Here is a 12,559-nt window from a genome sequence, read left to right on the forward strand (position 1 = left end):
CTCACCGAGTATGCGCTGAGCAACGACAACCAAAAAGCTTTCTTTGGAAACGGAGAAGTCCAGGCCGCAGCTATTGCGACCACATCCATCCGTCGCACGCTTGGAAATGACGTTCGATTCCTCACCGAATTTGCCTTGAGCGAAGAGAACCGAAAAACCTTCTTCGGAAAGGAAGAAGTCCAGGCCGCAGCTATTGCGACCACGTCAATCCGGAACGCGCTCGGAAACGATCTCCGCTTCCTTATCGAGTACACTTTGAGTGAGACGAACCGGAAGACCTTCTTCGGAAATGGGGAAGTGCAGGCCGCGATTGGTGAACTTTCCTCCGTCCGGAATTCCATCCTGACCTCTCAACTCAATGAAAGAGAAGCAGTGGGCGTCCTGTCCGGCACCTGGCCCATGAAGCAGCGCCAATTGGACGGATTTTCGAAGTACCTGGACATGATTTCCAGACTGAAAGTGTATTACGGCGACAGCCCGGTGCTGAAAGATTTGGAGACAGCTCCCATTCCCGATGGTGGCTTTCCAAACGATATCGTACTGCGAGATTTCTTCACCGAACATTTGTGCCGCGGGCAGGAATTCCTGATGCGCGATTCAACGCTGACCTATGTTGACAAGCATGCGATCTGGACGTTGATCCATGAAATCCTCATGGATCAGGAATACTATTTCGATACCGATCAGAAGAAGCCCTACATTATCGACGCTGGCGCCAATTTCGGGATGTCGAGCGTCTACTTCAAGGAACTTTATCCGAATGCAGAGGTTCTGGCATTCGAGCCTGTTCCCTTCCTTCACGATCTGGCGTCGAAAAATGTCGCCCGCAACAAGTTGAGTGACGTAACAGTGTTGAAAAAAGGCTTGGCCGCGAAACCGGGCACCGCCACATTCTTCATGTCCGGAGACTACAGTATGGCAGGATCCCTCACCGAGCGGCGCAGGACATTTGGCGATGAAATTGAGGAGCTGACAATCGAAACAGTGCCTCTGGCTGATTATCTTGATCGCGAAGTGGACTTCCTGAAACTGGATATCGAAGGCGCTGAAGGGGAAGTCCTAATGGCCGCTGGGGATGCCCTCGCCAATGTCAGACAAATGTGCGTGGAATGGCATCTGGGCGCAAACCCGTCTGATATCGCCCTGGACGATGTTCTTTCGATCCTCACGCGCCTCGGCTTCCGTTATCAGATCGGAAAGTCTGGAAACTATGCCAAGCGCAGCCGCAGCAAACCCATGTCGCACTTGGGAGAGTTGGGAACTTTGAACTTCTGGGCAAAACGCGACACCTAGCCTGCCCGCCCGCGACGCAGTATCAACAAGATTGCCCGCTCTGTATCGCAACGACCAACTGGATTGGTCCCTGCCCTCACCTGAACCATCACGGAATTCGATTACATGCCCTCAGCCACAGATAGCAAAACCTACCTGGTCACCGGCAGCGCAGGGTTTATCGGATTTCATGTGGCAAACACGCTTCTCAAACGGGGCGTGCCAGTCGTTGGGTTCGACAATCTGAATGCGTATTACGATCCCGCCTTGAAACGGGCGCGTCTGAAAGAGCTGGAAAACACATCGGCAAAAGAAGGCGTTTCGTTCAACTTTGTCGAGGGAAATCTCGAGAACGCAGCAGAGCTGAACGCCTGCTTTGAGTCACATGACTTTCATCGCGTGATTCATCTGGCCGCTCAGGCTGGGGTGCGCCATTCGATCACCCATCCTGAAGAATACGTATCGTCAAATCTGGTCGGCTTTGCCAACATGCTGGAAGCTTGCCGAACAGCCAAAACGCCCCATCTGGTCTATGCATCGACATCAAGCGCCTATGGCGCGAATACGACATCTCCCTACAGTGAATCTCACGGGGCGAATCATCCGCTACAACTCTATTCCGCCACCAAGAAGGCAAATGAGTTGATGGCACATGCCTACAGCCACCTGTATCGCCTACCCACCACAGGATTACGATTTTTTACCGTCTACGGACCATGGGGGCGGCCCGATATGGCGCTGTACCTGTTTACGGACGCGATCGTCCGCGGTGAGCCAATAAACATCTTCAACAATGGAGAAATGTCTCGCGATTTCACCTATGTCGATGACATCGTTGAGGGCGTCCTTCGAATTGCAGAAAAGGTTGCAGAGCCTGATCCGGACTGGGACGCGAGCGCGCCAGACCCGGCAACGTCAAATGCTCCGTACCGGATTTACAATATCGGCAACAACCAGCCCGTAAAACTGCTCGATTATGTGGAGGCTCTGGAAAATTCCCTGGGGCGCAAGGCCACACGCAACTTGATGCCGATGCAGCCGGGTGATGTGAAAAACACCTATGCCGATGTGACCAAGCTGACGGAAGCCGTCGGGTACCGGCCCTCAACATCCGTCAAGGATGGCGTCGAAAGATTTGTCGCGTGGTACAGGGAGTATCACGGTATCGATTGATCAGCCCTGATACAAGAATCCCGTATCAGTGTCCTGCAGACTGCCGGCCTGTTCATCCTTCTGGGAGAGTTGCGGCACGGCGCCGTCCAGAGGCCATTCAATTCCAATTTCCGCATCATCATACCGAATAGAGCGATCATTGTCCGGGGCATAGGGCGCCGTGACCTTGTAGATGACATGTACATCTGGCGTCAGCGTCAAGAAGCCGTGCGCGAAGCCTTTCGGTACCAGGATTTGATTTCCCGCTTCCGCGGTCAATGTGACCCCCGTCCACCGGCCGAAGTTCGGTGATCCCTTGCGGATATCCACGGCCACATCGAATACCGCACCGGTAACGACGCGCACAAGCTTGTCCTGGGCAAAGGGAGGGGTCTGGAAGTGGAGGCCTCGCAACACGTGCTTCTCTGCAGAGAAGGAGTGATTGTCCTGAATCCAATCCAATTCAATTCCAGCGTCAACAAAACGCTTGTGATTGTAGGTCTCGCTGAAATAGCCACGGGCATCGCCATAACGCGCCGGGACGATTTCCTTGACGCCATCAAGGCCAAGGTCACGCACATTCATCAATCACTGTCCTCAATTCTGGTTTGCAAGTGTACGCAGGTAAACGGCGTATTCTGTCTTGCCGAGCTGGTCTGCGGCATGAAGCAATTCTTCGCGCCCGAGATAGCCCTTTTCGAAAGCAATCTCCTCCGGACAGGCGATCTTGACGCCCTGCCGGTGCTCGATCGTACGCACAAAGCTGGATGCTTCATGCAGACTGTCATGTGTCCCAGTGTCCAACCAGGCATATCCCCTACCCAGCTGTTTCACTTTCAGCTTGTCCATTTCCAGATAGGCGCGGTTGACGTCGGTGATTTCGAGTTCACCTCGTTCGGACGGTTTCAAATCGCGTGCGATATCGACGACCTGTGCATCATAGAAATAGAGGCCGGTAATCGCCCAGTTCGACTTGGGCGCGCTCGGCTTTTCTTCCAGCGTCAACGCCTTGAAGTCTTTATCAAAGGAAACAACACCATAGCGCTGCGGGTCCGCAACCTTGTAGGCAAAGATTGTCGCTCCGTCGGCCTGTGCAGCCGCCTGCGCACACATCAAGCCGAGATTGGCGCCGTAGAATATGTTGTCCCCAAGGACCAGGGCTGACGGGCCGCCCTTCACAAAGTCCTCGCCGATAATAAACGCTTCGGCCAGACCGTTCGGTTGCTCCTGGACGGCAAACTCGATGTTGATTCCGAACATCGACCCATCTCCCAGCAGTCGCTTGAACTGGGACTGATCCTCGGGCGTCGTGATGATGAGAACGTCTCGAATACCGGCAAGCATGAGTACGCTCAGCGGGTAGTAGATCATCGGCTTGTCGTAAACCGGCATCAGTTGTTTTGAGACAGCCTTCGTCAACGGGAACAATCGAGACCCCGTCCCGCCTGCCAGAACGATGCCCTTCATCCGCCAACACTCCACATAGCAATTGTCCGCTTGGTTTGGACCATCTCGGCGAGGCTGGTCAACCGCTAACTGAATTTAAGCTGCACTGCCATCGCCCGGACGCGCGTCTTGCGTATAGACATGCCGATTTTCATCGGGACTGGGCGAAGAAGATAAAAATTCGAAGCCGAATGTGCAGCTGAAAAGTGTCTTCGCACGGGTCGAAAGCCTTATTGTGCAGGTTCGGCAATAATCGCGGAAACCGTCTCGGAAAGGCCAATATTCCAGTCAGGCATTTCAATTCCGAAAACACGGCGGGTCTCGGCCATATCAAGCCGCGCATTCAGGGGCCTTTGCGCCGGCGTGGGATAGTCCGCCGTCAAAATACCGTTCACATCGGCGACCGGACCGCCCAGCTCCTTGCTGACCTCGTAGATCCGCTGCGTCATGGATGCGCGATCGGTCTCTCCCGCCCCTGCAACGTGGTAAACACCCCAGCTACCAAAGCCAGGCTTGGCCGCCTGTTCAGCGATTGTGATCAGAGCCCGTGCGAGATCGGGCGCATGCGTTGGACAACCAACTTGATCACTCACAACACTCACTGCGTCGCGGGTCTGCGCCACCCTCAACATGGTCCGCACGAAATTTCCACCAAATCGCGAAAATATCCACGACACCCGCACAACCAGGGATCGTTCAGTCCCTTCGCGAACAGCCACCTCCCCCTGAAGCTTGGTCTTGCCATACACGCCCAACGGATTCGGTGTGTCATTTGGCGTGTAAGGACTATCCTTTGCGCCATCAAACACGCAGTCTGTCGACATGTGGATGAGCGGCACGCCACGCCGAGCGCACGCAACCGCCAGATTGCCCGGCCCTTCAGCATTCAGAGCATAGGCGCCGTCAGCATCTGCCTCGGCGCCATCGACTGCGGTAAATGCCCCCGTATTGATCACCGCCATGGGCTCATACCTGTCGAGCGCGCTGAGGTGCGAGTCTGCGTCCAGCAAATTCACGATCGAACGCCCCGGACAAATGACCCGATCACCCCCTACCGAGACCAGCGCTTGCGCGACTTGCCCCGACTTTCCAACGACAAGGATGCGTGTCATGCCTTAACACCCAGCCTCTCGCCACTATAGTGCTTGTCTCGCAGGGGCCGCCACCAGGCCTCATGCGTCAAATACCAGTCAATTGTCTCTTCAAGACCAGCTTCGAAATCCTGCCTTGGGGTCCAGCCCAATTTCGTATCGATCTTGGACGCATCAATCGCATACCGGAAATCATGCCCCGGACGATCGGTTACAAACTCGATCAGATCTGCATGAGGAGCATTTTCCGGACGCCGGGCGTCCAGGATTCGGCAGACCTCGTGCACGATCTGCAGATTTGTCCGCTCGCTACCGCCGCCAACACAGTAGACCTCACCCGGCACGCCATGTTCAGCCATCATCTTAAGGGCGCGGGCGTGATCTTCAACATGCAGCCAGTCGCGCACATTGGTTCCCGTGCCGTACACCGGAAGGGCTTTGCCTTCCAGAGCGTTCAGAACCATCAAGGGTATGAGTTTCTCGGGGAACTGGCGCGGTCCGTAATTGTTTGAACAATTGGAGACCACAACCGGCAGCCCATAAGTGCGCTGCCACGCCCTTGCCAGATGGTCCGACCCGGCCTTGCTGGCAGAATAAGGCGATGACGGATCATATGGCGTCGTCTCGCTGAAATGGCCTTCCGCGCCCAGAGAGCCGAATACCTCGTCAGTCGAAATATGTACGAAGCGAAAGTGTTGCTTTGCCTCGTCAGGTAGGTCAGACCAATATGTCCGAGCCGCTTCGAGCATCGCATATGTGCCCACAACATTGGTCGTGACGAATTCCGCAGGCCCATCAATCGAACGATCAACATGCGTCTCAGCGGCCAGATGAAAAACGACGTCTGGTTTGACCGACTGAACGATCTCCGTCATGCGCGCAACATCTCGAACATCAGCGTCTATGTGACGGAAACCGGCCTGAGAGCTCAATTCGTCAAGCGTGACCTGATTAGCCGCATAAGTCATGCGGTCCACAGCCACGACTTCGGCGTCGCTTTCCGACAATAGCAGGTGGCAAAGCGCAGATCCGATGAATCCGGCGCCACCCGTCACGACATATCGTTTCATTTAGCAAATCCTGTAATTTCGCAAAAAGGGATTGGGTTGCGACTCCGTATCAGAGCAAACTTCCCGACATGCCCGCAACCGAGATAAAAAAGCGGCGCCCTGTCGGCTTTTGCCAGTCGTTCAATTCCAGACATTACGCCCCTGTCATGGTCGCCCCGGCCCGCCTTCCGGGCTACACCAAGTCCGCTGTCACAGCAACCAATCGGCACATTATTCAGTCGCATTCGTTCACAATCCCTCATGCTGCGACTCCCCGCAGGCATGAGTGTGAAAACATTCGCAGAATTAGTCTGTAACCGCTCGTGACTTGCACCCATTATGGGTTGATCGTATTCGGCCAGCATCAGATCGCAGAACAGGCAGGTTCCTCGTGTCCATCCCCTTCATTGACCTTCAAGCACAGCGCAAGCGCATCGAAGCCGAAATCAATACGGCCATTCAGGGCGTGGTGGAAAGCGGGCGATACGTCCTTGGCCCCGAAGTCTCCGAGTTGGAAAACCAGCTTGCGGCCTGGTGTGGCGCTGCGCATTCCGTCAGCTGCGCCAATGGCACAGACGCCCTCGCGCTCGCGCTGATGGCGTGGGAACTGAAGCCCGGCGACGCCGTTTTCTGCCCATCCTTCACCTTCGTCGCGACGGCTCAAGTCGTGCCTTGGCTTGGTGCTGCGCCGGTCTTCGTCGACATTCTGCCAGAGACCTACAACATGGACCCGGCACATCTGCGCAAGCAGATTGAGGCCGTGAAAGCCGAGGGCAAGCTGACGCCGAAAGTCGTGATCGCCGTCGACCTGTTCGGGCAGCCCGCCAACTATCCCGAAATCAAGGCAATCTGCGACGAGTTCGGCCTGAAACTGATCGCTGACACGGCGCAGGGCTATGGCTGTACGCTGAACGGCAAGCACCCGTCCGACTGGGCCGATATTGCCACGACCAGCTTCTTCCCTGCCAAGCCGCTGGGCTGTTACGGCGATGGCGGCGCGATCATCACGAATGACGCCAAACTCGCCGAGCGGATCGAATCCCTGCGCGTCTATGGCAAGGTCACCCCGACCGATGCGGCCGAGCGCAATTTCCATCATGACCCGAAATACCTCTCCCTGCGCGTCGGCATGAACTCCCGCCTCGACACGATCCAGGCCGCAGTCCTGCTGGAGAAACTGAAAATCTTCGCTGACGAGATCGAGAAACGCCAGATCGTGGCAGATCGCTATGCCGCGGGCCTGACCGGCCATGTCAAACGCGTGCCGAGCGTCATTGAGGGCGGCAAGAGTGTCTGGGCGCAATATGTCATCGAGCATGAAAACCGCGACGGCCTTCAGGCGCATCTCTCGGCGCAGGGGATCCCCACCGCCGTCTACTATCCGGTGCCGATCCACGAGCAGGATTTCTGCGCCCGGTTCAAACCCGCGGACGGCACGCTGCCCGTCACGGAAGCAGCGAGCAAACACGTGATTGCGCTGCCGATGCACCCCTATCTGGAAGAGGCGGACCAGACACGCGTCATAGATGCGATCCGGGCATTCAACGGGTAGCTAGAAGCGACAGACTCTCCTCTGGCTAGGACACAGCTACTCGTCTCGCCTTTGTTCCGGATGTCGTGTCCCACATGTAATCCTGTCTTTTTCGGAACAGCGTCCACGGCCAAAATGGCCACCAGCTCAAGATCAGCCAAGCTACGAATGTCCGCGTTCCAAAACTTGGATGGTCGCGAGATGGCAGCACCTTGAATCTCAGCAGATGCTGCCCAAAGGTCTGGGCGCCCCGGTCGAAGTGCCATTTGAAATAGTAATAGCCTCCAAAACAGGAGGCCAGGCCGATGACAAGCGATACCCAATCTCTCGACATCAACACCTCGCGCTCAAAACTCCACTGCCATGCGCCGGTCGCAATATACTCCATTACCAAGGCAGGGAGAGACACCGCCGGGAACACTCCCATAACTATGACAAAAAAATCGAGATAGAACGCAACGAAGCGTCTTGTCAGGCCTACACGGGACTCTTCGATGACCGTGCCGTGCCGCTTCGGCCACCAGAGCGCAATGGCGAACCCCCACGGTAACAAAATAAATCCCCACGGATCTGACGAGACAGACAACATGCGCCTCCAGGATAAAGACTACCCATAATCTGCCCCACCCCAGGTTGCCAACAGGCATTCTACCCAAGCGTCGAACCGGTCCGGGCGTGGGGGCGGCAGGACAGCGGTCAATTTTCCAGGGGATGTGGGTGCGCGGGCTTGAAAGTGAGCACTTCGCGCGTTGCCTTTTCATGTGCACCGTGTTAGCCGCGATACAAACATATAAAGGATCATTGATATGGCTGAAAACTACCGCGTCGCCGATATTTCCCTCGCCGAGTATGGTCGCAAGGAAATTGCCATCGCCGAGACAGAAATGCCGGGTCTGATGGCCGCGCGCGAAGAGTTCGGCCCGTCGCAGCCGCTCAAGGGCGCGAAGATCGCTGGCTCCCTGCACATGACGATCCAGACGGCTGTGCTGATCCAGACGCTCGAAGCCCTCGGCGCCGACGTTCAGTGGGTTTCCTGCAACATCTACTCAACGCAGGATCATGCCGCCGCCGCCATCGCAGCCAATGGCACACCGGTCTTCGCCTATAAGGGTGAAACGCTGGAAGAGTACTGGGAATTCACTGACCGCATGTTCCACTGGCATGACGGCACCGGGGCGAACCTGATCCTCGATGATGGTGGCGATGCCACCATGTACCTGATCCTCGGTGAGCGCGCCGAATCCGATCCGGCCTTCCTCGAAAAGCCAGGATCGGAGGAGGAAAAGTTCCTCTTCGCACAGATCAAGAAGCGCCTTGCTGCGTCCCCTGGCTGGTTTGCCAAGACCAAGGCAGCGATCCGCGGCGTGTCGGAAGAAACGACGACCGGCGTGAACCGTCTCTACCAGCTTGAGAAGAAGGGTGAGCTGCCCTTCCCCGCCATCAATGTGAACGACTCCGTCACCAAGTCGAAGTTCGACAACAAGTATGGCTGTAAGGAATCTCTGGTCGACGCGATCCGTCGCGGCACGGATGTGATGATGGCTGGCAAGAAAGCCTTCGTCGCCGGTTATGGCGATGTTGGCAAAGGCTCGGCTGCGTCACTGTCCGGTTCCGGCGCGCGCGTTGCCGTTTCCGAAGTTGACCCGATCTGCGCCCTTCAGGCCGCGATGGACGGCTATGAAGTCCTGACGGTCGATGAAGCCGCACCGAAATTCGACATCTTTGTCACCGCGACTGGCAACAAGGATATCCTGACCGTCGACCATATGCGTGCGATGAAGGACATGGCCATCGTCTGCAACATTGGTCACTTCGACAATGAAATTCAGGTCGAAGGCCTGCGCAATTTCGAATGGACGAACATCAAGCCGCAAGTCGACATGATCACCTTCCCGGATGGCAAGCGGATCATCCTGCTGTCTGAAGGCCGCCTCGTGAACCTCGGCAATGCCACTGGTCACCCTTCCTTCGTGATGTCGGCATCCTTCACCAATCAGACGCTGGCGCAGATCGAACTGCATGTGCGCGGCGAGCAGTATGAGAACAAGGTCTATACGCTGCCCAAGCACCTCGACGAGAAAGTCGCCCTGCTTCATCTCGAAAAGCTTGGCGTTCAGCTGACAGAGCTTTCCGGCGAACAGGCTGACTATATCGGCGTTCAGACGACCGGTCCGTTCAAGCCTGAACACTACCGCTACTAGGGGAAACCTTCTTCCGTGGCACGTCCCTATATCCTCAAATTTGCCTGCCCCGACCGCGTTGGACTGGTCGCAGGGCTGGCAAAACTGATGGAGCGTCATGATTGCTTCATCGCCGCGTCGCGTACATTTGGGGATACGGAAACCAGCCGCTTCTTTGCACGACTGGTCTTCCACGGGACGACCGACGCCCTGCCGGCTGGACTTGAAGATGATTTGGCGGAAATGGCTCACGAGTTGGGTGCGGACTGGTCAGTCCATCCCGAAGGTGAGGCCGTACGGACACTGTTGATGGTGTCGAAATCAGAACATTGCGCAAACACGCTCCTCTACGCGGCGCGGCGGGGTGAATTGCCAATTGATGTCGTCGGCATCGTCTCCAATAATGAGACGCTCAAGGATGATTTTTCCCATTGGGGCTTACCCTGGTTCCATGTTCCGGTGACAAAGGAAACAAAACCGGACGCTGAGGCTCGACTGTTCAGCATCGTTGAAGACACGCAAGCTGATCTCGTCGTACTCGCCAGGTATATGCAGGTACTGAGTGATGAAGCCTGCCGTCGTCTCGAAAAGCGGTGCATCAATATCCATCACTCCTTCCTGCCGGGATTCAAGGGCGCACGCCCCTATCATCAGGCCCATGCCCGCGGCGTGAAAATGATCGGCGCGACGGCGCACTATGTGACGGCCGATCTGGATGAAGGGCCAATCATTACCCAGCTCACCGAAGCCATCGACCATACGTTCAGCCCGGCTGACATGATCGAGAGCGGACGGCATCTGGAGGGCAACGCCCTGCTTCGCGCGGTCAAGGCTCATGCAGAGCACCGCATCTTCATAAACTCCGGAAAGACGGTCGTTTTTGCCCGGTAAAAGAACACTGATAGAGAGCCAGACATGAAACTTGCCAGCCACGAATTTACCAGCGAGAGCGTTTCCGAAGGCCATCCGGACAAGGTGGCTGACCAGATTTCAGACGCAATTGTCGACCTGTTCCTGTCGCGCGATCCAACAGCGAAAGTCGCCGTCGAGACCCTTACGACCACCAATCGTGTTGTCCTTGCCGGTGAAGTGCGCACCAATAACGGCGCCGTCATCACGCATGACGAAATGAACCAGGCGGCGCGCGATGTGGTCAAACGGATCGGCTATGAGCAGGACGGCTTCCATTGGGAAAACATGGAAATCGCCAATCACGTCCACGGCCAGTCGGTTGAGATCGCGCAAGGTGTCGAAGCTGGACAAGGCCTCTACGCTGAGGAAGGTGCAGGCGACCAAGGCATCATGTTTGGCTATGCCACGAACGAGACCCCGGAACTGATGCCAGCCACACTGGTCTATTCGCACCAGATCCTTCAGCGCCTCGCGCAACTTCGCCATGATGGCACACACCCCGAGCTCGAGCCTGATGCAAAAAGCCAGGTTACGCTGCAGTATGAAGGGTCAAAGCCTGTCGGTGTAAACGCGCTTGTCGTATCCCATCAGCACAAGGATAGCGCCACGCTGGAACAATTGCGTGAAATCGTCCGCCCCGTGATCAAGGACATCCTTCCCGATGGTTGGTTTCCGGACGAAGACAAGTTTTTCGTGAACCCCACCGGACGCTTTGTCATTGGCGGACCTGATGGCGACGCCGGCCTGACCGGCCGCAAGATCATTGTTGACACGTATGGTGGCGCTGCGCCCCATGGCGGCGGTGCATTCTCCGGCAAGGACCCGTCCAAAGTGGACCGGTCGGCCGCGTACGCCACGCGCTACCTTGCCAAGAACATTGTGGCCGCAGGCCTCGCTGATCGCTGCACCATTCAGGTCAGCTATGCGATCGGTGTAGCGCAGCCGCTCTCAATCTATGTGGACACGCATGATACGGGCAATGCAGACGAGGACCGTATCGCTGCGGCGCTGCGCGAATTGTTCGACCTGTCGCCCAAAGGCATTCGCACGCACCTCAAGCTGAATCAGGCGATCTACGGCCCGTCCGCAGCCTACGGGCATTTCGGCCGGACCCCGACCGAGAATGGTGGGTTCAGCTGGGAAAAGACAGACCTTGTAGACGAACTGAAGCGCCTCGCGAACTAGCGCCGCCTCAATACGCGACAGTGATTTTGTCAATGAATGCCACGGTCTTGCCGTGGCATTCTATTTTGACTCGCTGGGGCAACGGCTTCCGCGACTGCTGGTAAGCTGCCGTTCCGGGAACGGACGGCCCACCTTCCGTGAGGTTGAGGATCAGCAAGCCCTCATCCTCAGTCGGAACAGAGCCAAGCCGCCAGGACTGCTCATCCGCAACACGGACAACAACGTGCAATTTGCCCCCGGACTGACCCGGGCCCGGCATGCGATTGATCCATGCCGACGTGTCCGTGATTTCCGGGCACGCGGTTTCGCCAAACGGCAACCAGGCGCATCCGGTCAGGATGAACCCACTCGCGACTGCCAGCAATGACCTGCGGCCTACCATGGGGTCGACAGCCGCATCCACAGCGCCTCCTGGTCTTCGGCACCGCTGATATGGTTGGGCGACGTGGAGACCACAGCTGCGGCCTCGCCAGACCATGTGTCGGTCAGTCCGAATGTGTAGCGCGTTTCAAAATCGATTTGCCGACCGCTGGGGGTCAATTCAGCCTGCACCAGATCCCGGATCAATTGACTGTTCATATCCACACCAATCGGCGCATCGAGGTTCAAGAAACCTGTCTCGGCTCGCCGCGGCTGCGCCATGATGAAGTGCAACCGCCCCTCACCCAGTGATCGGTCTGCGCCCACCGACCAGCGGCTCGTCCAGATGCCTTCCACATCAACACCTGGCAGGTCGACGCT

Annotated in this window: 12 protein-coding genes and 1 pseudogene; 6 read left to right on the forward strand and 7 right to left on the reverse strand. The window is 56.7% G+C overall.

All coding sequences use genetic code 11. From position 1 onward, the window contains the following. Together B4F73_RS10685 and B4F73_RS10690 are read left to right on the forward strand one after the other, a co-directional pair. Positions 1 to 1,293: FkbM family methyltransferase (locus B4F73_RS10685; RefSeq protein WP_290483227.1), on the forward strand; the 1,293-nt coding region annotated here is incomplete at its 5' end. A 105-nt stretch (positions 1,294 to 1,398) separates the two neighbouring features. Then, positions 1,399 to 2,445 carry an NAD-dependent epimerase gene (locus B4F73_RS10690; protein ID WP_290483228.1) on the forward strand — a complete coding sequence of 349 codons (1,047 nt, stop codon included), beginning with the start codon at positions 1,399 to 1,401 and terminating at the stop codon, positions 2,443 to 2,445. Here the strand turns inward: B4F73_RS10690 and rfbC are convergent, their stop codons facing one another. From rfbC to rfbB, 4 genes are all read right to left on the reverse strand, one after another. Then, complete coding sequence (gene rfbC / locus B4F73_RS10695; RefSeq protein ID WP_290483229.1) at positions 2,446 to 3,009, reverse strand: dTDP-4-dehydrorhamnose 3,5-epimerase; 564 nt, start codon at positions 3,007 to 3,009, stop codon at positions 2,446 to 2,448. Positions 3,010 to 3,021: 12 nt separating this feature from the next. After that, the gene (gene rfbA / locus B4F73_RS10700) at positions 3,022 to 3,891 is read right to left on the reverse strand and encodes a glucose-1-phosphate thymidylyltransferase RfbA (protein ID WP_290479812.1); all 870 of its coding nucleotides are present in this window, start codon (positions 3,889 to 3,891) and stop codon (positions 3,022 to 3,024) included. Between the two features lie 209 nt (positions 3,892 to 4,100). Further along, positions 4,101 to 4,982: a dTDP-4-dehydrorhamnose reductase gene (gene rfbD, locus B4F73_RS10705; RefSeq protein WP_290483230.1), complete on the reverse strand. Its 882-nt coding sequence runs from the start codon at positions 4,980 to 4,982 to the stop codon at positions 4,101 to 4,103. After that, on the reverse strand, positions 4,979 to 6,031 hold the full coding sequence (rfbB, locus tag B4F73_RS10710) for a dTDP-glucose 4,6-dehydratase (protein ID WP_206991147.1): 1,053 nt from the start codon (positions 6,029 to 6,031) through the stop codon (positions 4,979 to 4,981). Before rfbB ends, rfbD begins: the two co-directional genes overlap by 4 nt. A gap of 370 nt (positions 6,032 to 6,401) precedes the next feature. On the opposite strand from rfbB, the gene B4F73_RS10715 reads away from it, so the two are divergent. Continuing rightward, positions 6,402 to 7,562 (forward strand): DegT/DnrJ/EryC1/StrS family aminotransferase, encoded by a 1,161-nt coding sequence (locus B4F73_RS10715; protein ID WP_290483231.1) that lies wholly within the window; start codon positions 6,402 to 6,404, stop codon positions 7,560 to 7,562. Positions 7,563 to 7,587: 25 nt separating this feature from the next. Here the strand turns inward: B4F73_RS10715 and B4F73_RS10720 are convergent, their stop codons facing one another. Continuing rightward, positions 7,588 to 8,130 carry an RDD family protein gene (locus B4F73_RS10720; RefSeq protein WP_290483232.1) on the reverse strand — a complete coding sequence of 181 codons (543 nt, stop codon included), beginning with the start codon at positions 8,128 to 8,130 and terminating at the stop codon, positions 7,588 to 7,590. A gap of 217 nt (positions 8,131 to 8,347) precedes the next feature. Here B4F73_RS10720 and ahcY point away from each other — a divergent pair, with 217 nt between their 5' ends. Genes ahcY through metK form a run of 3 tightly spaced genes read left to right on the forward strand, consistent with a single transcriptional unit; the run spans position 8,348 to position 11,818 of the window. Beyond that, a complete protein-coding gene (gene ahcY, locus B4F73_RS10725) occupies positions 8,348 to 9,742 on the forward strand; it encodes an adenosylhomocysteinase (protein ID WP_034810898.1) in 1,395 nt (464 codons plus the stop codon). A gap of 15 nt (positions 9,743 to 9,757) precedes the next feature. After that, positions 9,758 to 10,612: a formyltetrahydrofolate deformylase gene (locus B4F73_RS10730; RefSeq protein WP_290483233.1), complete on the forward strand. Its 855-nt coding sequence runs from the start codon at positions 9,758 to 9,760 to the stop codon at positions 10,610 to 10,612. 24 nt (positions 10,613 to 10,636) lie between these two features. Next, positions 10,637 to 11,818 carry a methionine adenosyltransferase gene (gene metK, locus B4F73_RS10735; RefSeq protein WP_290479816.1) on the forward strand — a complete coding sequence of 394 codons (1,182 nt, stop codon included), beginning with the start codon at positions 10,637 to 10,639 and terminating at the stop codon, positions 11,816 to 11,818. Positions 11,819 to 11,825: 7 nt separating this feature from the next. Here the strand turns inward: metK and B4F73_RS10740 are convergent, their stop codons facing one another. After that, complete coding sequence (locus B4F73_RS10740; protein ID WP_156947777.1) at positions 11,826 to 12,221, reverse strand: hypothetical protein; 396 nt, start codon at positions 12,219 to 12,221, stop codon at positions 11,826 to 11,828. After that, positions 12,194 to 12,559: pseudogene (locus tag B4F73_RS10745) on the reverse strand (hypothetical protein); the annotation flags it as partial. The gene B4F73_RS10740 and the pseudogene B4F73_RS10745, both read right to left, overlap by 28 nt.

Origin of the sequence: Hyphomonas sp. UBA3601 (assembly GCF_002375605.1) — a bacterium.
Taxonomy (GTDB): domain Bacteria; phylum Pseudomonadota; class Alphaproteobacteria; order Caulobacterales; family Hyphomonadaceae; genus Hyphomonas.